Here is a 22,816-nt window from a genome sequence, read left to right on the forward strand (position 1 = left end):
CTATCGCCGCCCATCGGGCGTCCGAAAGCCAAAACAGGTGGGCCATTCATGCCTCCAATCTCCCGATTGAAGGGTATGAATCTGATCCGCAGACCACGAGCAATACCATGATTGAGTCTGGAGCCTAACAACTATAAATTCTTTGCGGATAAACCATTAAAGAGCATAATCATAGAAATTTATTATAGACAGTGCTAATCAATCAGGGGGCACATTATGCTATTGCAGGTCCAAGATCCAAGATACAGAAACAACTCTGTAACTGAAGATAGCGAAACCCCACACTCGATAATACACCTTGGCTCATATAATGACGACCATATAACTGGAGGTGCCGGTGATGATGTCTTGTATGGAGACAAAGGATACGATCACATGTTCGGCAAAGCCGGTGATGATATGATATTCGGGGGGGAGGGGCATGACCATATCACAGGTGATGACGGCGATGACGTACTGAATGGTGAGGATGGGAACGACGGAATCTCTGGCGGACCAGGTGCCGACATCTTAACCGGGGGACCAGGAGCAGATTATTTCTTCTATGGATCTGCACAAAATACTATCGGCGACATCATTACAGATTTCTTGGGCCTACAAGACACCGTACCGGATAAAGAGCGGGATACTATTTCTCTTGCCCGTACAGGGGCTTATATCTTCAGCTACCATACTCCTCTGCCTTATGCTGTGTGGTATCAGAAGGAAGGCACAAGCCTGGTTATCATAGGTGACACAGACGGGAATCCCACGAATACGGAAATACGCCTGACTCTTGAAAACAAGAGTGCCATATATGCTGGCGACCTTGATATGTCCGCAACATTCCTGTACGGCCTTCTGGACCTGACACATCAATCAGGATTGCAGAAACTTGACCTGAGCGATCCCTCATACAAGGACGTAACCTGTGTTCTGGGATCAATGTACGCGCTTAATGAGATCAAGGGCCACGGCGGAGGACAGAAACTGGTTGGTGGGTATTATATCGATTGGCTGATGGGAGGAGACGGGGGTAACAATATCCTCAACGGCAGGGGGGGAGACGATACCCTGTACGGGGGAGCCGGAGAACACGACAAAGCCATATACACATACGAAACCCGCAATATAGCGGTGACACTGGAAGAGCCGTACTTCCTTGCATCCGTTTACCTGAATGGTGCATTTGAGGGGATGCTGCGGGATATCGAAGACATAGACAGTGGCTCTGGCGACGACCATCTCATTGGCAATACACGCGACAACTGCCTGCGCGGTAATGATGGAAATGACACCCTCGAAGGGCGCGAAGGGAATGATGATCTGGATGGTGGACCCGGACGAGACAGTATGACGGGCGGTCCCGGGGCAGACCGCTTCCGATTCAGCGGCATGGCAACGGATTCAGTCGATGACCTTGTTACTGACTTCAATGCCAGCGAAGGAGATCGCATACATATCGCAACCAGTATTGATGCCAACGCCACCAAGGACGGAGTACAAGCCTTCACGTTCGCAGGAACAACAGCATCCCCTCATTCCCTGTGGATACACCATACGACCCCAGACGGGGGAGGCGGCATCCAGTTACAGGGAGACACAGACGGAAACGCGGATACGCACGAATTCAGGGTCTCACTACCCGGGATACAAACGTTCGACCCCACAACACTAATCATAGAAGATCTAATGTAAGCATACCGGATCCAAATCAAGATGCTGACTCCGGATAACAGCAACCTCAGGCAGCTCTGACATTAGCAAGAAAACGCTCGACCAGCGAACGTAGCTGCCGAGCGTCTTCTGTCAGGGTCTGCGATGCGTTCAGAACCTTCCCGGAAGCAGCTCCGGTCTCTTGGGCCGCATCGCTGACACCGGAAATTGTCGATGTCACAGCTGTTGTCACCGTCGCAGCCTGGCTGACATTGGCCGAGATATCCCGGGTAGCGGCACTTTGTTCTTCTACTGCACTGGCAATGGCGGCCGCGGCATTGGTTGCCTCATCGACAGATGATACGATCATCTCGATGGCATCTGCGGCATTTTCGACAGCTGTCTGAATGGCGTCAATACGTTGCCGTATTTCTTCTGTGGCTCTTGCCGTTTGCGAGGCCAGATCTTTTACTTCACTGGCTACAACGGCAAAGCCCTTTCCATACTCGCCGGCACGCGCCGCTTCTATTGTGGCATTCAGGGCCAGCATGTTGGTTTGTCCGGCTATATCGGTAATCAAGTTAACAACAGCCCCAATTTCTACTGCTGTAGATTTAAGGCCCAGCACAGCATAAGTTGCGTCATGGGCCCGCATCATGGCCGAACGCGAAAGCTCGGAAGACTCATGAACCTGACGGCTGATTTCCTGAATTGAGGCCCCAAGCTGTTCAGAAGCACTGGCAACCATCTGAACATTGGTTGATACCTGTTCAGAAGATTGAGCAACCGACAAGGCTTGAGAGCTGGTTTCCTCGGCAATGGCAGACATGGACTGGGCCGTTGCATTCAGTTCATCTGTCGCACTGGCCACCGTTTGCAGAAGAGTTCCGACATCACGATCAAAAACCTGCATCAGCTCACCCAAACGGACACCTCTGGCAGCCCTGGCTTCAGCATCGGCTTGGCGCTCAGCCTGCAATGCCTCATTCTGGATCATATTGTGCCGGAACACTTCAAGGGCCGATGCAATTTCCCCAATCTCGTCCTTGTAGTCCAAGGCTGGAATGGCAACCGTCACATCACGCTCGGCAAGTCTGCGAATGGCGGCGGTAATGGACTTGAGGGGGTGACTGATGCCAAGCGCTACCACAGACGCAAACAAAATACCGGCCAACAAGACAAAAACAGCGATAATGCTAACTGTTGTCCGGGTACTGGCAAGAACATCAAGCGCTGCCGTGGATTGCTCGTGGAAGCCACGGACCCCGGCAATACGAATATCTTCTGCCATACGCACCAAGGCGGCACCGCGCTCTGCCATCTCGGGCTGAATAACATCCCTGTTATACAGGGAGATCTCTGCAACACGACTGAAGGAAGCCCTGTATCCCGTAATCAAACCAACAAGGCGGGCACCCACGTCGGCTTTCCCAACGCGTGCCAATTGCTGACGCAAAGACGCTGCACCAGCAAGAGCCTCATCCAAGGCCGGAATGACAGTCGAAGCAGGATCTTGTCGGTCATCAACCAAGAAACCGCGGGCAGCAAAACGCGCCGCCGTAAATTTCTCGGAAATCTCCGCTGCGCGAAGAGCCACAGAAGCCTGCCCGGCAGCCTCCGCATCTGCACGTACTTTGTTAAGCAAGGACAGGGTATCCGGCCCGAAGCGATCAATGGTCTCCTGAACCATCTTGTTGCGTTCCTCGGTCAGCGCTGCCCGCTTCTCGAAACTTTCCAGATAAGAAGCAATCTGCTTTACAGCCTGCCGAAGCTGGTCTTGCACATAGGGGTCCTGGGTATCCAGAATCAGGTTGTCAAAGTGTTGACGGACAACAGCCGCCTGGCGCCGCACAGGATCAACGTGCGACAAGTCATTGGTATAGAAAAACGCTGTTACCAAGCGCCTCATAGTCTGTAAATCGGCATCTGCCGCTGTACTTCTGACGGTCAGCTCGGCCCCAAACGTAATGGCACTCAGGGAACGCGCCGATTCCCGACCACTCCACCACAAAGCTGAAGCAAAACCAGCTGTTACAAGCAGCAAAACAGAGAAACCCGTAAAAATGCGCGTTGAAACCCGGAACTGCGACATCGCCTTGAACATGACAGAGTCTCTCCCCCAAGAGCAACAGTCACTCTGGCAGATCTGGAATCTGCAGAACGTGACTGAAACACAGAATATATTCTGCTACCAGGGGCTTCAATAATAACAAAATAAAACCATTGCAATTAGAGGCTGGAAATAAAAGAAAAAATATAAATCATAAATTGAGTATTTGAATTACCTCAATTTATCGATGCTTATGATTTCATAAGATATATTGGTCATAATAATATATAAATGAACATTATACGCAACTAAGTTCATAGAGAAATACAACCAAAGATATACAAAAGATACGCAAAAGGCGTGTCCAATAAGAAAAGTGGACACCCAGCCTGGATGGCATGATCCATGCCCATAAGAGCCATGGCAGCCCTTAGAAAGAGCGACAGGATCCATGGCAACCATACACATCAGCGCAACGCAACGTATTAGAAAAATTACGGAAATCCCTATAGACTTGGACAAACGACACGCGAGCCCAGGATCCAAGATGGCTCTCCTTGAAGCATTCCTGCGTCGCATTCTGCAAACAGGTGCCCTAGAGTGCGAAGATATAAAAGCCATAGAGCACGCGCTCTACCTTACAGAGGAAACAACAAGAGAGCGGAGCCGTATAACAAAACGGCCCGAATATGACACGTAAGGTCCCACACATAGATGGTTTTGGTAGCGTCGCGCCATAAAGTCGCATAACATTGATTATGACTATGAATGACGCAGTATGCCTTGAAGGCAAAGCGGAATAAAACGATACAATTACCATCTTAAGTATTTAGGAAGCGGTGGCTACAGGATGCCAGACAGCGACGACACGCCACAGAACAGCGCACAAAGCAATAAAAGAGGCCTTTGGGGCAGCCTGCGTGGTTTTTTCTCACAGGTAGCGACCCCTTCGCCCACATCGACAAACTCTGCACCGCTCCCCATGGAACCCATGAAGGGCGAAGAGGATCACTGGGTAGATCTTACGCTCGAAGAAATACTGCAACGCAAACCGGAACTGGAGGTCCATCTCGTCAGCCTAACCCAGTTCCGCCAAGCCATTGGAGATACATGGGACCGAGTTGGCGCAAAAGCTATTATGCTTGCAGAGTCAACTCTGCGAAAAGTTGCAGGGCACGGGAATCCGGTACGTGTTTTTGGCGAAGAGGGCGTTTTTCTCTTGGCATTCCCACGCCTTTCAGAACTTGAAGGACGCAGGCGCGCAACTGAAGCCGCGATTGCCGTTGGACAGAAGCTGGTTGGGGCCCGATTCCGTATTGTGGGAGATGGCATGTCTTCTCCGCTCGTTTGCCTCGCATCCAGCAAGGGAAACGAGCTTATTGATCCACAAGGAAATTTCGCAGAGCAGGCGATCCTTGCCATGGAAACAGAAGCAACACCGCTGGCAGAATCTGCGGCTGTTAACAATGCCGAGGCTACCGCAAAAGCAGGGCAAGACAGCACAGACCTCTTCATTTCGATGACTTCATCCGACAGCAATGACCCTGAGTGGTCCCCCATAGACTATGAAACAGACAGGCACGATAATGAGATCAACACGATCGATAAAAATAGCAAGCTAAGCCAATATAACCCAAAGTGGCGCACCATGAAACATAAGAGCCGAAATGAAAGCATAAAACTCATACCCATAGATCACAAAACAAATAGAAAAGAATATTTTAATGAGTGGGTTCCTATAAAAAAGGACAATACATGAAACAATATACAACAACGAAAGATAATCCTACTTACATATTAATCCATTTCAAATAGAATCGAGCAAATCTATCCACACATTTCACTTGTCAAATAGTATCACGCACCATATATAGGGTCTTCGGGAGAGACCACCGTACTTCAGTGCATACTGTCGGAATTGCCCCCACGTATACACCCTGAACATTGACCATCGGAAAAACCACATGGTTTCGCGAGTTCTGTTTGTTGACGACGAACAAAACGTTCTGTCTGCCCTTCGCCGTACATTCCACGGAGAGTTCGAGCTAGAGACAGCAGGGAACGCCGTGGAAGCCATGCGCCTTTTTCTGGATGGAGAGCGCTTTGCGGTTATGGTAACAGATATGGACATGCCGGCCATCAATGGCTTGCAGCTTCTTGAACAAGTCCGGAAACATTCTCCGCGTACCTGCCGTATTGTCCTGACAGGAAAACCGAACGCCGATGCCGCAACCGAGCTTCTGTCAGATGGCTTGGTTTTCCGCTACCTCCTCAAACCCTGCACACCTGCAAAACTACGTGACATTATTCGCGAAGGCATTGTTTCTTATGAGCAAGCTAACCTGCGCAGCAACAATGCTCGACATTTCGATACCCCAGCAACAGAATCGCGTCATGCACGACAAACCCAAGTTTATCGCTTGCGCAACGGGGATGAGGTAGCAGCCAGCGTCTTGGACCGGGATGGACGGGTTCTTGTTTCCAGCGGCACTGTCCTGGACCAAGATCTCCTGAGCAAACTCAGAAAGCTACTGGAAGAAGGCCGTATAGGAGAAAACCTGACCATTTACAGCACCCACTGAGAAATGGACCGAATTCTATGGTGGAGCTGACATACTTTTATATTACTATTGGTATTTCAATAGTCATAGTTCTTGCTCTTCTGCGCCGAAATGCACAGCTCTATACCGCGCACCGGAAGGATACGGCCGAACAGAAACGCATGGCCAGCGTCATCAATATTGCTGCAGACTGGGTTTGGGAGACAGATCGCCGGGGGCGCATCACAACCATCACACCATCCTTCACAGATATAACCGGAATCCCCGTATCTGATGTTGTCGGGAGAACGCGAAGGGAAATTCTCGGGCGACCAAGTAAAAGTTCTCCTCCCGGCTTGGAGAAAGCATTCCGCACGCGTGCACCATTCTCAAACCTGATCTTTACTATCCCCACATCAGAACAACAGATGATGCACATCAGCATCAGCGGAGCGCCCATTCTGGATCGTCACGGTCACTGGAAAGGTTACCGTGGCATAGGGAAAAACATCACCACTGACGTTGCAGCCCGGGAAGCCGTTCAGTCTGCTGAAGCACGCCTTCACATCGCTATAGAGGGAATCGCCGAGGGCTTTGCGCTGTGCCAGACTGACGGCACCATCACGTTGCGTAACAGACGACTGCGGCAGATGATTGAAAAGGCAGGGGGGCGCTTCAATAGTAAGTTCACCTTGCATGATGCGCTCTCATCATGTGCGGAAAACCCTGCCGATGTGCGGGATTTGCTGGACAACTGGTCTACACGCATCATGAGACCGGTGACGTTCCGCTGCTTGAACGGACAGTACTACCTTGTCCGTTTGCAGATCACACCGGACAACAACCTGCTGGTCACTGTGGGCGACGTCACGGAACAACAACGTGCCCAAGATGCCGAAAAACGTCTGGAAGAAGAGCGACGGCAGGCCCAGAAGCTCGAAGCAATCGGAACACTTGCCGGCGGCATAGCCCATGAAATCAACACACCAATTCAATACATAGGCGACAATGTGCGTTTTGTAGCCGGCGTACTGCCGGAACTGATTGCCATTGCAATGGACATGGCAGACAGCGCAAACAATGATACGTCCGTACAAGCGGCAACAGAAAGATGCAGGAAGCTGGATCTTGGTTTTATTGGGCCGGAAGCCCCCTTGGCTCTTGAGCAAGCCTTGGAGGGCATAGAAGCGGTCAGCCGGATCGTGCTGGCCATGAAGGAGTTCTCACATCCAAGCTTGAAAGATCCCGTCCCCTTCGACCTGAATCATAATCTGCAAAGCACCATCACCATATCGCGCAACGAATGGAAACTCGTTGCCGAAGTGGAAACAGACTTTGAAAACAACCTGCCCCCTGTAACCGGTTTGCCCGGCGATCTCAATCAGGTTTTCCTGAACCTAATCGTCAACGCCGCACATGCCATTACGGATCATAATGATACCCAAATGGGAAAGATCACGGTTTCAACCCGTCAGGACGGTGATTTTGTCGAGGTTAGAATTGCAGATACCGGATGCGGTATTCCCGATGGTATACGCGACAAAATTTTTGAGCCTTTCTTCACAACAAAGGATGTAGGCCGAGGAACAGGCCAAGGGCTGGCGATTGCTCACGACATTGTTGTGCGCAAGCACAAGGGCCGGATTGATATTCAAAACCGTGAGGGAGGTGGCACAATCTTCGTTGTGCGGATTCCCTTTGACCCTCCCTTGTCGCAAAATTATGAGGAGTCTGTTGAGACCTTCTCGGAAGAAGGACACTGGTGATGAGTCGCATCCTGTTTGTTGATGATGACCCAAGACTCCTGCAAGGGCTCAAGCGCCTGACCATAAGCCGGGGCAGCACATGGCACTGTGACTTTGCACTCTCGGGGGCCGAAGGTGTGAACCTGCTGCGTCAGGGGGCCTACGATATTGTTGTCAGTGATATGCAAATGCCGCGCATGAATGGCGCAGAATTCCTGGAGCAGGTTCGTATCCTGTCCCCACAAGCTGTTCGCATTGTACTCTCGGGCTACTCACACATAGAAAGCGTTGTTTCTGTTGCGGGGTCAGCCCATCAATATCTGGCAAAGCCATGTTCTTTTGAACAGCTGATGGACGTTATTGTCCGGGCTTTGGCACTACGACAGTCATTTTCAAGAACAGCCCTGCACAGCATCGCCGGCAAACTGCATTCCCTTCCCTCTCCATCAGAACGATACACGCGGCTTCTCGCGCTTCTGGAGTCACCGCTTACATCAACCGATGCACTTGCAACCGTCATGAAAGATGACATTGCCATGGTCGCCGAGGTTCTGAAGCTGACAAACAGCCAATACTTTGCCCTGACAAACACAGCAACGAGCATCGAACAGGCAATCCGGCTTCTCGGTACCGAGATCATACGCATGCTTGTCTTCAATGTCGGCATATTCAGCAGCTTCAAATTGACCGGGCCTGCTGCAATCCTTATGGGCGCCCTGCAAGCACGAGCCATGCGGCTATCAACAGAGTGCGCAGGACGTGCGGCCGATGCGGGATTACCCAGTACAACCGTACAGATGGCACGTATTGCCGGCATGTTATGTGAAATCGGCATTCTTGTTCTGTTGAATGACATGCCCCAGTCCTACACAAAGTTGGCCTGCGATACGGCAGTCACCCGGCTCCGCCTTCTGGAAGCGGAGCAGGAAATCATGGGCATCAACCACGCTGAACTCGGGGCCTATCTCTTGGGATTATGGGGCTTCCAGGATGACATTGTGTGGGCTTTAACTGCACTCTCACCTTGTGCACCGGCCGGGCACGATCCCGGCCCAATTGCCCCTATCCTGCAAAATCTGCTTGCTGAAGATCCGCTTGAATACACCACACAGTCATTGGCCACACCAGCGTGACATCACGCACCGGCCCTCAACCATTCAGACAACATCGCCTGACTATAGAGGCTGGCTACTTCACGAATAAAACGACTGAAGTCAGCGGAAGCGTTATCATCGGCATAGTCTGATATGGTCCGAAGCGCTGCGAACGGAATCTCATAATCCGCACAGACCTGTGCCACAGCGGCGCCTTCCATTTCAACGGCAAGAACCTCAGGAAGATCTTGTCTCAGGCCGTGACTCTTGGATGCATCAGAAACAAACTGGTCACCACTGGCGATCAAGCCTTCATGCAAACGAGGCGCCTGCAAGGCAAACGTATCGACAGCGTCAGCACCAACATGCCCACCGACGTCGGCAAGGATGGTTTGGGCCGCACTCCCCAGACGCGCAGACAACGCCTTGTCAGTCTCAAAATGACTAAGACCATACAGAGGCACTTCATGCCGTGGGAACAGAGGCGAGGCATCCATGTCATGCTGCACAAAACTATGTGCCAACACGACATCACCAACCCTCAGCCCTGTTCCTATGCCACCTGCAACACCCGTAAAGACAATCTGCTTCACGCCAAAATGCTCGACCAAAACGGTTGCCGTGGTTGCAGCAGCCACCTTGCCAATGCGGGAAAGCACTACGACCAGAGAATGACCGTGCCAGTTTCCAAGCCAGAAGTCTCGCCCAGCCACCCGCACGCACTGCTTATCGGGAAAAACATCCAGAACAGCTGCCAACTCTTCGTGCATCGCACTCATAATGCCGATTGAGGTCATGTACGCTCCAAATCCCAATCTGGAAAGAATAGGATTTAGTACGCATAATGATATTGCATATCAATAAAATAATAACGTTATGGATAAAATCTATAGGTTAATTGCGCTGGGACTAAGTTCAAAAACACCAGGCAAAGTAATACTGAATTCTGCCGCGTCAGAATCACCATCTGTATCAGCATACAAGATGATACCATTATCAGATTTTATTAGCCACACAGACCAATCTTCCGGACCATTGGAACTCCAAGCCAAACAGTCGCTGCAGTTTCCGATTTCCATGCCAAGGTCAATGCGGTCGCCTTGGGCAAAGTTAAAATCAAGAATAACATCGTCCCCCAAACAGTCCGGTGTGTAGCTGAAAAAGTCGGCCCCTTCTCCCCCGGTCAGAGTATCGTTCCCCTTTCCTCCTGTGAGCATGTCATCACCGGGACCTCCAACCAGAATATCATCCCCCTCATCGCCGTTCAGCGCATCATAACCCGCATAGCCAAACAGGATATCATCACCGGCCTGACCGGACAGATTATTGTTGCGTCCATTTCCAATAATCGTATCAGCACCCTGCGTTCCGGAAGCATGAAGAACCTCAGCATGCTGCGTCAAATCGAGCACCACCCCAACAGAGGTATCAGCACCGGCGTCAAGAAAATAAAAAACAGGTCGGGGCGGAGCAGGCCTAGGCAAGAGGAAGCTGAACCACGGACCAAAGAATAAAGACGATAGCAGGAAAAACGTAGACCCGGCCCACGAAGGCTCAGAGGAATCATATGAACCAGAGCCAAGATCAACGAGGGAAGCCTTGACTGAAGCCCCAACCCCCACATCAGCAGCGGTCAAAAATGAAATGTCCTCTATGAAAACATCAGGACCATCCAGCAGCAAATCTATTTCTGCTGTTCCCGGATTACCATCAGTATCCCCCAACAGACGCAACGCCCCCTGCGATTCCTTGCGTGTCCACAAAGCATGGGGCATCGGCTTGTCTGCAATAAAGGCAAAATGACCAACACCAGAGAGATTTATCGTATCTTCACCGGATACAAAATCTTTGAGGATATCGCCCTTAACCTCTGCCACAGAAGCATAGACAAATTCGTCGCGCCCCTCATCCCCATAGAGACTGTCTGCGCCAAGACCACCCCGGATAACATCATCACCTTCTGCCGCAAAAATCAGATCATTTCCGGCGTCCCCAAAGATCCAGTCATTAGAGATATGGCCATCGATCCGGTCGTCACCATCTGTGCCACGCACGCCAATGTCCCAAGCCGCAGGGCGACGACGCGCAAGGTATACGATATCCAGCAGGGCATCCCCCAGAGGGGCCATGTGACTGCCATCAAGAATCGACTTACTCATCCATTGCTCTCCCGCCGTTATGCTTCAATCGCCAAGAAGACATAACACCTTATGGATGAATATGGAGATATTTACTACCATAAAAACGCAAGGTGTTTGGCAGACGGTTTGCCTCAGTGTCTGTTTATAGACAGAAGCGATCTGGAGTTTGGTTGCCCTGATATGAGAAGAGGTATGTTGCAACTCTCTTCTCTGAAAAATATACACACAGCGATTACCAATGATTATCTGGCCAGATGTAAGGCAAGCAGTATAATTGAAGCTGGAAACACTTTCCCACTATTTGACCGGACCCATACATGGTTGCACACCACGCTGTTCGTTTTCTTCAGCTTATCCTTGGCACGTTATACCTGTGGAGCAGGTCAGCAGAACACGTAATGGCACAGGATCGCGCTGCCTTGGAACGCTATCTGCACGAAGTTCGTATTCTCCTGCAAACGGACATCTGCGCACATGAGGAAGAAGCGTACAGTCTCCTTGCCAAGAGCCCTGTATCACAACGGAACAATCCCGTGTCCATGCCTGAAGGTAACTTGGCGCAACGCTTGAAACAGGCTGTTGTCATGGTGGTAACCCCGACGGACAGTGGCTCTGGCTTCTTCATAGACAAGCACCACATTGTGACCAACTATCACGTCGTCTCCTCTTCCGGCCCCGAGGGGGTTTTTGTAGCCGGTCCGGGATCGGTGGGAATACAGCGGGCTGAGATTGTTGCCACCCTTTCCGGAGAGGCGGAAACCGCCTCCGACTTCGCCTTGCTGAAAGTAAACGGGCCCCCTTCTCCTGGTTTTCTACCACTTGCCGAGAGTGCTGCAGAACTGGACCACGTCATTGCAGCAGGCTTTCCTGCGCTTGTCCTTGGCAACGACGTTGGGTTTCGTCGTTTTATGAAAGGCGATCTGTCCACACTGCCCGACGTGATCCTGTCTCGGGGCTCCATCATGGCCATCCAGAACCGTAAGACAGCAGCCCCCAGCATTGCCCATTCCGCTTCCATCTCAGGGGGAAGCAGCGGCGGCCCGCTGGTTGATGCGTGTGGACGAGCCATCGGCATCAACACGTTCATTCGTGTTGATGTCAAACAGGCCAGCAATACCGGGTACGCCATACCGGCCGAACCCCTGATTCAGTTTCTGAAAGGACAGGGTATCCAACCAACAATCCAGACAACACCTTGCCCCAGCAGCTGATCAAACCTTACTGCCCCAGAGCCCGGTCTACCTGTCGGCTCAGGTCTTCTTTCTGACGCTGCAAAGCATCAAGACGCCGTTTCTTTTCCGGGACAGGTGTTACCGGATCGCTCCGCAACTGGGCAATCTTTGCTTCCAGAGATGCTATCTCTGCCTTCAGGTCATTGTTATGACCCTTGGCTTTCTCCAGCCTGCTCTTTAACGCACGCAGCTCTTTCTCAAGCTGGGCATAGCGCTTCTCTGCAGCGGCACGATCTTCCGCAACAGACGCTTGTTCCTGCTGTGTCCGGTCATATTCGCGTTTCTTCTGGGTGTTGAGGTCTTGCTCATTCTCCAGGGCTTCCTGCCTCTCCTTGACCCGTTCCTCATAGCCCCCGGATGCCAGATGACAAATGCCGGACAAAAAGCCGCCTTGGGCAGGATCCGTGTTGGATGCGCACCCCGCCAGCAGAACACCAAAGGACACAACCAATCCACGACACACCAACCGGAAAAACACCATCTTCTCTCCTGCCCTAGCCAATACGGGATACCTTGCGACGCTGCACAAGACCGTCCAGATCTTTCTCAAGCACGAAGATCTGCTGCTCCAGACGTGATATTTCGGCATCCATTGTCGCCAGTTTCTGTTCTGAACCCTGTGTCTTTCCACGGGCAATGGCATATTCCTCGTGTCTTTTCTTCAGGTTTGCGACCGTCTGTTCCAGATACTTGGTATTGTCATCAACACCTGCAAGCTGGGTACGGGCCTGCTCGCGGCTGATCTGCCCGGCTGCAATCTGTTTCTCCAGACGCTCGATCGTTTTTGTATCCGTTGCAATAACCTGGCGGCTTGCATCAATCAAATCAGCAAGCCGCTGATTGTCAGCACGCACATCGGCGGTCATGACATCCAGCCGCTCTTCCGTCGAAGCATACTCCTCCTGCTTGTCTGCAACGTAGTACCCTGCAGCACCACCAACAGCCGCGCCGGCTGCACAGCCCAAGGCAATGCCACGACCACGCTCACCACCCCCGCGCCCGGAAGCCAGCACACCAATCAACATGCCCGCCACGCAGCCCAAGGCAGCACCTTCGGCAATCGTTTGATTGAACGTTGCAGCCTGGTCGCGCATACGCTTCTCAGCCGGCGTCATGGATGACTCATCCCGTGTTGTCGCACACCCGGACAACAACAGGCTGACCCCAAGAATAAAGGCCGTTACTTTCCCCGCTACCCTCATACATAACCTCTTGCCGACGGCTACAGTTTAACAAAGTCCTCAAGCCAAGCTTTTCGGCGAATCTTCTGGTTTGCACGATATACCAGAACGTGTGATAGATGGCGATCGATATACGGCACTAGGTGAGACAAGCCCAAATTCTTCATCTCGACAACCAGAATACTCTTTTGCCGTGACAAAGTGGCCTCGTCATACTCTTCTGCTGTACGAACAACCGTATCAGCGTAATACCTCAGATTATCCTGCAAGGCCGCAGTATTTTCATCAAGCTGTTGACGGTAGCTTGATGCCCGCTCTCCTTCGGGATCGCTGTTGTGCTGGCTCTTCCAGATTGATTCAAGCTGGGCAACCCACTGTCCATCATCGGATAGTTTCTGCCCCAAAAAGGCCCCCATTCTGAGCGTAGTGCGTACAGCCCGGTCGCGAGCCTCATCACGGGCGGCCAGGTCAGCCTTCAGTTTGTTCCCTATCTCGCGCAAACGACGCTCCAGAGCCGGGTCGGCAACCGTGTCAGCCAGAAGAGACAAATCCGCAGACGGTGTTTTACCTCGTGGCGCCGTCCCGTACTCACCCCCACCTGTCTCTGATCCCAAATGGTTCCACGCCTCCTGGACAGATTTTACAGCAGCACGGGACGTCAGGGCCGGAACAGATATCACAACACGGAAACCTGTTGTTGCTGCCCGGCGTGGCCCCAACGCATCAAAGAAAGGAATTTCGGAACGCAGGGACGTGCGTATGTCTGCTTCTGCGGTCATATAGTGCCCCCCGCGCACAACAAAACCACCCGGCTGACCGTGATACCGTCCAGGTCGGACCAAATGAAACGTATCAAGCACAATCTCGTCCAGATTACCCAGCATGTCATGCAACCCCAACGGACCTGGCTCGAGAAGGCCGACAAACTGTGGCTTACCGTTGGCAGATTGCGTGCCGGCATACCAGGCATGGCGAGACAGCGATTCCTTGATGGGAAAAACAGGCTCGTTAAAATCCGCAGGGGATACGGATGCACCACCCCTGGCCGCATATTCCCATTCGGTCTCGGTAGGCAGACGGATAAAACCGGCCTCATCTCCCTGACGCGGAAGAAAGTCAGGCTGTGTCTTGCGCAACCAAGTGGTCAACTTCTCGGTAAAAGACAGCGCATCGAACCAGCCGACAGACCCTTGTGGCAACCGGCCCTGAGGTCTGGGAACAGGGCAGCTGGAACCCATGACAGACTGATATTGAAGAACATTGGTTTCATATCGCGCCATCAGGAAATAGGTCTGAACCGGGCTGTCGCGGAACCCTCCCGCCAACCATTCGGTTCGCGTGCCCTCAAGATAGCCGGGCCCACCGGCTGTGCTGCCAAGAACAAGCCGCCTGTCTCCCAGGGGGCCATCAACCGGTATCGCCACCTTCCGGAAGACCATGGCTCCGTCACATGGCAATGGAATGATGACGTCATCCTGCATAGGCTTCGGATTATAGTACTTCTGATCCCATCGTGCCCACGTTGCTGATGAGGAACACAAGAAGAGCAGGAAAATAAAAAAGAACCTAGACATCCCGCAGACTCTCCGCTGGCTCAAGTGCCAGAACCCGAAGCATCGCAACCACCGCCGACAAGGCAGACAGAACCAGGGTCAGAAGCACCGCGATCACAACAGACCAAGGGTCAAGATCACACACGAACCCCTCCCCGGACAGGTTGGTCGTCAAGGTTCTGTTGAACAAGGCGGCCACAATGGCATACAACGCAAGTGACACAACAATACCGCATACCGCCACCAGAAGCGCCCGTGTTACCGGGAACAGGGCTGCAGAACGACTATCAAAGCCGACAAGGCGCAACAGAGCCAGATCACGCTTTCGTCGCTCGACATCAGCCCATAATCCTGCTGCCATGGACAAGACAAACCCGCCCGTTGCCAACAGTGCAAGAACAGAAAAAATATAGTTCAGAACCCGGTCTATAGCCTGCACCACCTCGATATCATCGGCACGTGTTCTGACCTCCATCCCCTCCGCACGAAGACGGGCTGCCAAGGCAACAACACCATCAAGATCACGCGCAAAAAGCCGTGCACTGGCGAAAGAGCGTGTATCCATATTTGCGGGGTCTGACAGTGCATCTGCACGTCCGTCACGCCAGTCCTCGGCGGCAACAAGCAAAGATAAGGCAACAAAAGCTGCAGGCCTTGGAAAACGGTCTTCAGACAGAATGGCGGCAACAACCAAGGGCAACTTTATGACCTGCCGCTCTCCGGATACTGTACGGGTCAGAAAACCTGTCAAGGCATCCTCTTCCTTGACGCCTAGGCGATCTGCTGCCGCCCGGCTCAACACGATACGGTCAAAGCCGGATGGGAAAAACCCGTCCGGTGGGAACAGGGGATCACTAGGACCGGAAGGCACAAGCTCCATACCTTCGACCGAGCGACCAGAAGCCGTACGCACATCCAGCGTTGCCGATAGGGAACGGGTCCGCGGTATCACAAATCCAACCTCTGGCAACTCTCTCAAGTGGCCGAACCAGTCCGGACCCAGCCGATAGTTCCCGACAAGCAGAATCTCCAGATTCCGAGGATCTTGGAGAAGACGAGATCGCAGGGTCTCGACAATACCGGTTTTCAGGCCCAGAAGAACCAGAAGCGGCGCCATAACCGCAGCAAGAGCCAAGATCTGGCACATCGCCACACGCCAGTCATGGCAACAATCGGCCCACGATAACCGGATAATACGCCAGGCTATCACGGGGAGGCTCCTTTCCATGCAAAAAGGGTCCGGGGACCGGATACATCCTGTGCAGGCAACGCAACCAGTATTGGCAGCTCCATACTGCCAACAAGGGACTGGTCATGACTAACCAGAACCAAGGCAGACCCGGATGCCTTCACCAATTCCAGCAACAGGGCCATGACATCAGCAGAACGGGCCGGATCAAGCGCCGCCGTTGGCTCGTCAGCAAGCACAAGATCCGGCTTATACAAAAGGGCACGGGCCACAGCCACCCGTTGGCGTTCACCAATAGATAAAGCCGAGGGCATCAGAGATATAAGGGGGCGTAAACCAAGCACATCAACAAGATAATCTTCCCATGCGGGGTCAAAGACGGCTCGCGCTGAAAGTCGTATGTTGGCCAACACATCCACGAAAGGTAACAATCCCCCGGTCTGAAGGATATAACCAAGACGTTCGGCCCTGACCCGGGCCAAGGCATCCTTCCGCCGCGATGCCCACAAAGCTGGAATATCAATACCCCGAACCTGAAAGGTGCCTGCCGATCCTGGTTGCAGTATCAAGCCAAGGATATCCAGCAAGGTACTTTTGCCACAACCGCTTGGCCCGGTCACAATCATTGCCTGCCCGGAAGACAAGGACATGGCCGGAAGGAGGAAACGAAATCCCCCGCGGGATCCTTCCAAGGACTGGATATCCAGAACGCACGTGCTCACGGCATGGCATCCAGAGGAACCGGGTACACCGCCTCCCCGGGATCAAGGCCGCCATCCAAGGAGACCCAGCGGCTTACATCATCATTATACACCTGGTACAGGCGGAGTTTCCGTTCTATTTCATCAAGGAAAGCTTGCTGCTGGCTTATGCTCCAGCTTGACCATGTCTGTTGGTCAAGGTCCAGAACCTTGGACCGATAAGGCAGGTCATCCAGATACTCACCAAGCAAACCCAGATCCGCCAACCGACGGGCCTGGTCACGTTTGACAATGTTGGGATCACGACCCAGCGTCGCCGCAACAGACCGCAGTTGGGCGAAGAAATCGCCCGGTGACAGTTGCGCTGCCTGCCCTGCCGTGCTGATTGTCTGCAACACCTGCTGCAGATCCGAAAGCTGGTTCCGGGTCAGTAGAACACGAACTTCGGTTGTTGGTATCTCAGGGTGTTCAAGGTCACGATCAGCAATCCATGCCGAAAAGAGAGGCGGAGCCTGTGTTCCTTCCGTACGACCAAGCCAAGCCAGCTGCATGGCATGCCCCAGCATGGCAGCATCCTGACGAACACGCGAGAGGCTGCCCCCCGATTGCACATAGCCGGGATCTGCTGTCCGGGCAGCACCCGGAACCGATTCACCGCGCCGGGCAGCACCAACCTGCTCGACAATCGCATCACCCAAGGCATCAACCATTGACCCAAAAACATCCACGGCCCCTGATTCAACAGGATAATACAGTGGGCGCTGCAAAAGGGGATGACGGGTCAAATCCTTGTACTGGGCCTCCGCTTCAGCGTGATTGGCTTTCCCGGCCGGGGTTTTCAGGTGAAGGGCATAAACGGCAAGCCCGCGGTGCTGAGCCTCAAGACGAACCTGAGCAGCATCCAGTCGGGTTGACGACAAGGGATCCTGCCCCTGCAAGGCGCCGGCATCGGTAATAAGGATTACATACCGCCCACCGAAAGAAGACCATTGGATACGCTCCACTGCCGTCATGATACCGGCATAGGCATCTTCGGAGAAACGCGCAGAAGACACAGTTGCCGCCTTCAAGTCAGCAACACGATCCAGGAATTCTTTACCGCTGCGCACCTCGGATGGATCGGCAAACACCCTGGACACATACTCTAGTTCTGGAGTGCGATCGACATTGGAACGAAAGGCAATCATACCGAACCGTACCTGATCCAGAAGCCCTGCCTTCTCGATATGCCCGTAAATCCGCCGCACCGCTTCACGGGTACGGTCAATGTAAGGGCCCATTGACACTGTGGAGTCAATCACAAAAACAACAGCCGCAGTAAAGTTCCGCAACGCGCTTACCCCACTGGAAGAAGGGGTTGGCGCAGCAACTGTCTTGCCCTCATCACGACTGACGGAAGCAATTTCCAGCATCCGGACACGGTGCCCATGGCCGCTGAATGTTTCCTCGGCTTGGAGGATAGGGAGCAGGTAAAAATGACTGGCAAGGTCAACATAGTTTTCAGGCTCTACAGACACGACATGGGGATCATGCCCACCTGCCAGCACAGCTTTGCGCAAGGGGTCGATACGCGAGGCCGGTTGATCGGCTTCGACAATGGCAGCAAGGCTGTCACGATCCCGGAACAACAACGCCCGCTCGCGCCCGGACGGATTGGTGAAGGCCAATGTCAGCTGCTGTTTCCAAGGTAATGTAAATCCAGCCTCAACCCAGCCATCGACCTGGCCGTTTGCTGTCAGGCCAACTTCAAGCCAGGGGACATCGCCTATTGTCTTGCGGTCATAAACATAGAAACGGGTCAGGGCTGGCTGTTGCATACCCGGTCCATCACCCGGGCTGCGCTTGAGGACAGCCCCCGGACGGGCTAGTACCCTTTCATAAAGGGTTGTCTTGCCGGGCATGATCAGGGGGGAACGCGCGTGTGCGGCAGAAGCCTGTCCAATGCACAGGAGCACAGCAAAGAACACCAGCATGCGAACTGACGCGCGATAAACGGCAACTTTGGCCCGCACCATCCTATTCTCCCAGATCACGCAGAACCGACTTCGCCACGTCATCACCGGAGGCCGCAGCCTTGCGCAACCATTCCAAGCCTTTTGTGCGACCATAACCATTCGGATCAAGAGCGAGAAGAATCTGGCCCAACCGTCTTTGGGCTTCTGTATTGCCGGACAAGGCGGCCGGCTCATACCAATAGGCTGCTGTTTCCGCATCCGGCTTTTCAATCGGGCTGGAACCTGGCTGATGTGTTTCAGGATCATAAAATCGTCCCAGGGCCAGAGATGCACCGGGATCCCCTGACCGTGCAGCATACCGATAGGCGAGCATGGCCAGATCAGCCTTCTCACGGCGCATCAGATCATCAGCCAAAGCAACCGTTGCATCCGCAGAAGGTGATCTGCCAAGAAATGTGGCAAGATCCTCGCGCGTTTTTACGTCTTCTGGTGCTGCACGGTGTTCTGCATCCTGTGCAGACGGAGGAACAAAGGGATCAAACGGGGCACGAGTTTCATTCCAGTACCAGAAACCACCGACAACGACACACAAGGCCAGAACAAGAACGGCGGGAAACAAGAACCTGGCCAGAGAAGAACCCGAACCGGAAACCGGGGGCGGTTCTTCGACAGGAATATCCGGGACAGGATCAGGCAGGACAACCGGCTCAACCACGATCGATTCAGATAATGGCTCCGCATGCGGAGCCGGAGCATCCACAACGGCAGCATGGGATGGATACAGTCCTGTTACCCCCTGCACACCACGTGCCACAATCCCGGAAGCTTCGGCCGTCAGCTGAATACGGGCATTGGGCGGCAAGACCGCCAGACAATCCGTAATCAGTGGACCAAGAAAAGCTCTTCCTGTGTTGTCAAAATGTACATCGTGCCAACACTGCTCAGCCTGCCAAACCCCACCGGAGGTCAGAAAATCCCGACCTTGGTTACGCAGGATCTGTAAACGCCCATTTCCCGCCGGAAACCCGGAAATTTTGAGAACAGAATATCCTGGCCCACGCTCGACATCAGGGACAAGTTCAGCTTTTGACACCATAAACAACGGTTCCATCTATCAGGAGACAGGCGGCCCCTTCATGCGATCCAGAAGACGCCCCAAACGACGATTATGCTCCGGCCCAATCTCACTGCCAGCAAGATGACCGGCATTGGACACAGCCATCTCACGAAATGCATCTATCCAGTCGACCAGATACAGCGCCGGATAGTTGATCGGTGAATCTGGCAGATCGGGGGGATCAGCAACAGGAGCGGGGGCAGAAAAGAGGCGACGCCCCGCAATATGCGAGGAAACAGGCCGCTTGTCAGTAGGGATACTCCCGAAACCAAGCCAATCTACCCAAGACCCAAGACATGTTGCCGCAACCAATGTCTGCCGATCTACCAGTTGCCCACGGGTTGTCGAGGCCCTTTCCTCGGCTTCCCGCAGGGCATCGATCAACTGAGCCTCCAGACGACACCGTGTCATACCTGTTATCAGCTCATCGACCAGAATTTGCAGGGTGTCCCCGGTCATACCCAAGAAACGGTGCATCTGCGTATTGGCGGGAATATCGCGTATACTCCGCATCCAGTCAGACATGACAGCACGGGCATAGCGGGCTGCCCGCCCCCCCTTCCCAGGTGAAGAAGCAGGGACAGGATCCGTAACAACTTGGCCGAAGCCAGACAGATCAAGGCTGAACAGACTCCCTGTCTCCAGATCAGCATGATCCTGCCCTTCGTCAGCACCTGTTTCTTCCAAATCATAATACAACGTGCGCAGCCGTTCCGGTGTTGGCTGCAAAGCGTGGACAAGCTCTCCAAAACGGTCAAGCCGCTGCTGCAAGGCAACCTGTATCTGACGAGCCAGATCCTGTTTGTGAGCAACGGCACCCTCACCATCAACCTGATAGAAAGGACCAAGAACAGATGAAACCAGACGCCCCCGGATATCGGACACCTGCTCGGCAATACGCCCCAGCTTTACATCTGGTTTTGCCACCGTACCCAGATAGGCCGCCAAACGCGCCATACCCCCGTCATCAAGTGTCAAAGCAGCATCCCATGCCGCAGCAGGATCACGAACATGGCGCCTGACGCTGTCATCCTCAACGAAGGTACCACGCATGGCCGCCAAGCGTTGTTCCTGTCCTTTTGCAAGGGCAACTTCCTGCCGTCCCTCCATTTCAATAACGCCCGGCGCCATGCCGGGTTTGCGCACAAGAAACACCGTGTCAAAGGGCTGGTTCGGGGCCCAAGTGTTAACCCACTCAAACTGTTCAAACTTCTCCAGCAACGTCAGGCGCATCATCCCGCCCCATCCCTCGCGGATCAAATCCATGGTTTCATCAGGGCGAGGTTTCAGACGCTCGTCAAACATGGTGACTGTCCATACCAACCCGGAATCGCGGCGGGAACGTTCTTCCGGCGTTGCCCCCTGTGTCGACTCGATCCATGCCTGCAATGCCGGCCCCAGATCATTGACATCAGACTGTTTATGGCAGGGCGTGCACAGGACCAAGGCATTCATTTCCTGGTCTTCGGTATACCGTTCAAAAAGGTAGGCAACCTTGCCGCGCAGAACCAGTTCCGCAACCGGGTCACGGCCCTCAAGACGCTCTGCCACATCTGCCAGACGCCCCACATTCAGACGACCGCGGTACCCTGGAAAATCAAGAAGATCAACCTGTTCAAGCATGGACGCCTGTGGTGGGTCCGCCAGGCAAAAACTCATCTCGCAGGCCAAGGCCGCCAGAACAGGGCGAGCAACAGCAACAGCGCTTTCCTTCCCCGAACTCTGATGGGTTACAACTTGAACCACCCCCATATTATCGCGCCCGAGACCGCCCAGCATATCAACATTCATGATGCTGTTTTTCTGGCTGAAGCCACCCGCTCCATCCGGCACAACCAAGGCATCAAGTGCAGCAAAAACCCGTGGAGCATGGCCGATTGACCGCAGTGTCTCTGCCAGATGGGTCCAGACGACCGTGAATTCCGGAATATCACCCCACAACAGGGAAAACAGCTCTGCCCGGCCCTGTGTATCCAAGCGGGGAACAAGATCCACAGCCCGCAACCAGAACCCAGCTTTGTATGGCTCCATGTCACGCGGAAAGCGACTGTTGAAATAATCCATCAGATCAACAACATCAGAAGCTCCCATCCCCCCCGTTGCACCGGGCGATGCCTTGCGGGCAACAGTATCCAGGCGCAGGGCAATCACAGCCGGATCCGAACAGACGCTGACCTTCTGGCGATCAAAATCCATAAAGAAGCTGTTACCAATAATCCGCACCAGATCTGCCTCGCTGAAAAGACGCAAGGCAACAGGAAAACCCGCTGGTGTTGGCAGGCGACGGCGTGTGAAGCGGGTTACGATGCCCGTTGCTTCCTTGCCTCCTCCTGGTGGGTTGATATGGGCAATGAAGTTCAGGCGCTGGCCATCCATATCTGTTTCCAAGGCCCCGTTCTTTCCACGGGCCAGGGCCGATATCAGATAAGATTTCCCCGCCTGGGACAGACCGAAGAAGCCGACAGCCACAGGCTGTACCACAGCGGCAGCCAACCTTTTGGCACGGCTACCCTCGCGGTGCAGATGGATACTGATTCCATCCGCCTCCCGGTCAAGCCGCGCACTGTCCGGCCGCACGTCCCGAACCCAGGCAATCCCCTCTTCCACACCATCGGCAAGAGCCTTACAGGCCTCAACCAATCCCTCGGGAGTAGCCGTCACAACTGCGGGCCCTTTACTCACC

The 22,816-nt window shown here is 53.5% G+C and carries 18 protein-coding genes and 1 pseudogene; 8 read left to right on the forward strand and 11 right to left on the reverse strand.

Features of this window, described 5'->3' with window-relative positions; translation table 11 throughout:
• Positions 1–216: 216 nt before the first annotated feature.
• A pseudogene (locus tag HEQ61_RS11640) lies at positions 217–366 on the forward strand (hypothetical protein); the annotation flags it as partial.
• Positions 367–375: 9 nt separating this feature from the next.
• Entirely contained in the window at positions 376–1,677 is a 1,302-nt protein-coding gene (locus HEQ61_RS10475) for a calcium-binding protein (protein ID WP_245183264.1), read from the forward strand.
• A gap of 46 nt (positions 1,678–1,723) precedes the next feature.
• On the opposite strand, the gene HEQ61_RS10480 is transcribed toward HEQ61_RS10475, so the two are convergent.
• Positions 1,724–3,739, reverse strand: coding sequence for a methyl-accepting chemotaxis protein (locus HEQ61_RS10480; protein ID WP_168020091.1), 2,016 nt, complete (start codon positions 3,737–3,739; stop codon positions 1,724–1,726).
• Positions 3,740–4,232: 493 nt separating this feature from the next.
• On the opposite strand from HEQ61_RS10480, the gene HEQ61_RS10485 reads away from it, so the two are divergent.
• From HEQ61_RS10485 to HEQ61_RS10505, 5 genes are all read left to right on the forward strand, one after another.
• Positions 4,233–4,385 carry a hypothetical protein gene (locus HEQ61_RS10485; protein ID WP_168020090.1) on the forward strand — a complete coding sequence of 51 codons (153 nt, stop codon included), beginning with the start codon at positions 4,233–4,235 and terminating at the stop codon, positions 4,383–4,385.
• Between the two features lie 150 nt (positions 4,386–4,535).
• The gene (locus tag HEQ61_RS10490) at positions 4,536–5,444 is read left to right on the forward strand and encodes a hypothetical protein (RefSeq protein ID WP_168020089.1); all 909 of its coding nucleotides are present in this window, start codon (positions 4,536–4,538) and stop codon (positions 5,442–5,444) included.
• A 205-nt stretch (positions 5,445–5,649) separates the two neighbouring features.
• Complete coding sequence (locus tag HEQ61_RS10495; protein ID WP_168020087.1) at positions 5,650–6,267, forward strand: response regulator; 618 nt, start codon at positions 5,650–5,652, stop codon at positions 6,265–6,267.
• Between the two features lie 17 nt (positions 6,268–6,284).
• Positions 6,285–7,991, forward strand: coding sequence for an ATP-binding protein (locus tag HEQ61_RS10500; RefSeq protein ID WP_168020085.1), 1,707 nt, complete (start codon positions 6,285–6,287; stop codon positions 7,989–7,991).
• Positions 7,991–9,103: an HDOD domain-containing protein gene (locus HEQ61_RS10505; RefSeq protein ID WP_168020083.1), complete on the forward strand. Its 1,113-nt coding sequence runs from the start codon at positions 7,991–7,993 to the stop codon at positions 9,101–9,103. Before HEQ61_RS10500 ends, HEQ61_RS10505 begins: the two co-directional genes overlap by 1 nt.
• A gap of 2 nt (positions 9,104–9,105) precedes the next feature.
• On the opposite strand, the gene HEQ61_RS10510 is transcribed toward HEQ61_RS10505, so the two are convergent.
• Positions 9,106–9,861, reverse strand: a complete 756-nt coding sequence (locus HEQ61_RS10510; RefSeq protein ID WP_168020081.1) for a 5'-methylthioadenosine/adenosylhomocysteine nucleosidase — start codon at positions 9,859–9,861, stop codon at positions 9,106–9,108.
• Between the two features lie 90 nt (positions 9,862–9,951).
• Positions 9,952–11,223, reverse strand: a complete 1,272-nt coding sequence (locus HEQ61_RS10515) for a calcium-binding protein (protein ID WP_168020079.1) — start codon at positions 11,221–11,223, stop codon at positions 9,952–9,954.
• Between the two features lie 380 nt (positions 11,224–11,603).
• Between HEQ61_RS10515 and HEQ61_RS10520 the strand changes: the two genes are divergently transcribed.
• A complete protein-coding gene (locus HEQ61_RS10520; RefSeq protein WP_168020077.1) occupies positions 11,604–12,416 on the forward strand; it encodes a S1 family peptidase in 813 nt (270 codons plus the stop codon).
• A 7-nt stretch (positions 12,417–12,423) separates the two neighbouring features.
• Here HEQ61_RS10520 and HEQ61_RS10525 read toward each other — a convergent pair whose 3' ends face one another.
• The 8 genes from HEQ61_RS10525 to HEQ61_RS10560 are packed head-to-tail and all read right to left on the reverse strand — an operon-like array spanning position 12,424 to position 22,815.
• Entirely contained in the window at positions 12,424–12,918 is a 495-nt protein-coding gene (locus HEQ61_RS10525) for a hypothetical protein (protein ID WP_168020075.1), read from the reverse strand.
• A 13-nt stretch (positions 12,919–12,931) separates the two neighbouring features.
• Complete coding sequence (locus tag HEQ61_RS10530) at positions 12,932–13,639, reverse strand: hypothetical protein (protein WP_168020073.1); 708 nt, start codon at positions 13,637–13,639, stop codon at positions 12,932–12,934.
• A gap of 20 nt (positions 13,640–13,659) precedes the next feature.
• Entirely contained in the window at positions 13,660–15,192 is a 1,533-nt protein-coding gene (locus tag HEQ61_RS10535) for a formylglycine-generating enzyme family protein (RefSeq protein ID WP_168020071.1), read from the reverse strand.
• Entirely contained in the window at positions 15,185–16,381 is a 1,197-nt protein-coding gene (locus HEQ61_RS11560; RefSeq protein WP_168020069.1) for an ABC transporter permease, read from the reverse strand. Before HEQ61_RS11560 ends, HEQ61_RS10535 begins: the two co-directional genes overlap by 8 nt.
• On the reverse strand, positions 16,378–17,082 hold the full coding sequence (locus HEQ61_RS10545) for an ABC transporter ATP-binding protein (RefSeq protein WP_168020067.1): 705 nt from the start codon (positions 17,080–17,082) through the stop codon (positions 16,378–16,380). Before HEQ61_RS10545 ends, HEQ61_RS11560 begins: the two co-directional genes overlap by 4 nt.
• On the reverse strand, positions 17,079–19,076 hold the full coding sequence (locus tag HEQ61_RS10550; RefSeq protein WP_245183265.1) for a vWA domain-containing protein: 1,998 nt from the start codon (positions 19,074–19,076) through the stop codon (positions 17,079–17,081). The genes HEQ61_RS10545 and HEQ61_RS10550 overlap by 4 nt, the downstream gene beginning before the upstream one ends.
• Position 19,077: 1 nt before the next feature.
• The gene (locus tag HEQ61_RS10555; RefSeq protein ID WP_168020065.1) at positions 19,078–20,112 is read right to left on the reverse strand and encodes a tetratricopeptide repeat protein; all 1,035 of its coding nucleotides are present in this window, start codon (positions 20,110–20,112) and stop codon (positions 19,078–19,080) included.
• Positions 20,113–20,130: 18 nt separating this feature from the next.
• Entirely contained in the window at positions 20,131–22,815 is a 2,685-nt protein-coding gene (locus tag HEQ61_RS10560; protein WP_168020063.1) for a putative virulence factor, read from the reverse strand.
• Between the last annotated feature and the right edge of the window lies 1 nt (position 22,816).

It is taken from the genome of Haematospirillum sp. H4485 (genome assembly GCF_012102745.1).
In the GTDB taxonomy this organism is placed as follows: Bacteria; Pseudomonadota; Alphaproteobacteria; order Rhodospirillales; family Rhodospirillaceae; genus Haematospirillum.

Excerpts from the sequence above, each read along its gene's own strand:
- HEQ61_RS10535 (WP_168020071.1), bottom strand. The coding sequence starts at position 15,192 with ATGTCTAGGTTCTTTTTTATTTTCCTGCTCTTCTTGTGTTCCTCATCA.
- HEQ61_RS10520 (WP_168020077.1), top strand. The coding sequence starts at position 11,604 with ATGGCACAGGATCGCGCTGCCTTGGAACGCTATCTGCACGAAGTTCGT.
- HEQ61_RS10530 (WP_168020073.1), bottom strand. The coding sequence starts at position 13,639 with ATGAGGGTAGCGGGGAAAGTAACGGCCTTTATTCTTGGGGTCAGCCTG.
- HEQ61_RS10485 (WP_168020090.1), top strand. The coding sequence starts at position 4,233 with ATGGCTCTCCTTGAAGCATTCCTGCGTCGCATTCTGCAAACAGGTGCC.
- HEQ61_RS10550 (WP_245183265.1), bottom strand. The coding sequence starts at position 19,076 with ATGGTGCGGGCCAAAGTTGCCGTTTATCGCGCGTCAGTTCGCATGCTG.
- HEQ61_RS10525 (WP_168020075.1), bottom strand. The coding sequence starts at position 12,918 with ATGGTGTTTTTCCGGTTGGTGTGTCGTGGATTGGTTGTGTCCTTTGGT.
- HEQ61_RS10490 (WP_168020089.1), top strand. The coding sequence starts at position 4,536 with ATGCCAGACAGCGACGACACGCCACAGAACAGCGCACAAAGCAATAAA.
- HEQ61_RS10480 (WP_168020091.1), bottom strand. The coding sequence starts at position 3,739 with ATGTTCAAGGCGATGTCGCAGTTCCGGGTTTCAACGCGCATTTTTACG.
- HEQ61_RS10475 (WP_245183264.1), top strand. The coding sequence starts at position 376 with ATGTTCGGCAAAGCCGGTGATGATATGATATTCGGGGGGGAGGGGCAT.
- HEQ61_RS10495 (WP_168020087.1), top strand. The coding sequence starts at position 5,650 with ATGGTTTCGCGAGTTCTGTTTGTTGACGACGAACAAAACGTTCTGTCT.
- HEQ61_RS10510 (WP_168020081.1), bottom strand. The coding sequence starts at position 9,861 with ATGACCTCAATCGGCATTATGAGTGCGATGCACGAAGAGTTGGCAGCT.
- HEQ61_RS10505 (WP_168020083.1), top strand. The coding sequence starts at position 7,991 with ATGAGTCGCATCCTGTTTGTTGATGATGACCCAAGACTCCTGCAAGGG.
- HEQ61_RS10500 (WP_168020085.1), top strand. The coding sequence starts at position 6,285 with ATGGTGGAGCTGACATACTTTTATATTACTATTGGTATTTCAATAGTC.
- HEQ61_RS10555 (WP_168020065.1), bottom strand. The coding sequence starts at position 20,112 with ATGGTGTCAAAAGCTGAACTTGTCCCTGATGTCGAGCGTGGGCCAGGA.
- HEQ61_RS10515 (WP_168020079.1), bottom strand. The coding sequence starts at position 11,223 with ATGAGTAAGTCGATTCTTGATGGCAGTCACATGGCCCCTCTGGGGGAT.